The following is a 766-nucleotide window of genomic DNA, read 5'->3' on the forward strand; positions in this document are numbered from 1 at the left end:
AGCATGGCCTACATTGACGGCACCAAGCTGGATTTTGTCCGTGAAGGCCTGAATGAGGGCTTCAAGTTCATCAACCCCAACGAGCGCGATCGTTGCGGCTGCGGCGAAAGTTTCCGGGTTTGACGGGCGAGCGGTCTTACGCGTGCTGCACCCTTACCGAAGCCGCCTCCACTGATTGTGCTGGCGGCTTTTTCTCGGCATGAATCTTCAATCCAATGACTTCGAGCTTTTCGGTGTTCCCCAGCGCTTCGCGCAGGATCGCGCCGCGCTGGATACGCGCTGGAAGGACCTGCAGCGCGAGGCGCATCCCGACAAGTTCGCCGCCCAGGGCGCGGCGGCACAGCGGGTGGCCATGCAGTGGTCGGTGCGCATCAATGAAGCCTACCAGCGCCTGAAGGACCCGCTCAAGCGCGCCAGCTACCTGTGCGAACTGAACGGCGCGCCCATCAACGCCGAAAACAACACTGCCATGCCGCACGATTTTCTGGTGCAGCAAATGCAGTGGCGAGAAGCGCTTGATGAAGCCGAAGCCGCGGAAGATTTTGAGAAAATCGCCTCGCAAGCCATGTTGAATGGACGCGAGAAGCTGTCAAAGATAGAGCAGCTGCTGGACGTGGACAGGGATTTCCCCGCAGCCGCCCGGCAAGTCAGAAGCCTTATGTTTATTGAGCGCTTTGCCAGCGAGGTTGATGCGCGCATCGACCAGCTGGGACAATAAAAGCATTACAGAGAAGTACAACGACCGCGCATGGCACTCCTGCAAATC

The 766-nt window shown here is 58.7% G+C and carries 2 protein-coding genes; both read left to right on the plus strand.

Translation table 11 applies throughout. The features are described from left to right. A partial coding sequence (locus AC1D0P_RS26435; protein ID WP_477679440.1) for a HesB/IscA family protein occupies nucleotides 1-123 on the plus strand: 123 nt, incomplete at its 5' end. 76 nt (nucleotides 124-199) lie between these two features. Further along, the gene (hscB, locus tag AC1D0P_RS26440) at nucleotides 200-718 is read left to right on the plus strand and encodes a Fe-S protein assembly co-chaperone HscB (RefSeq protein ID WP_477679439.1); all 519 of its coding nucleotides are present in this window, start codon (nucleotides 200-202) and stop codon (nucleotides 716-718) included. The last annotated feature ends 48 nt before the right edge of the window (nucleotides 719-766 follow it).

The sequence above is a fragment of the Polaromonas sp. P1_G2 genome (assembly GCF_056405515.1).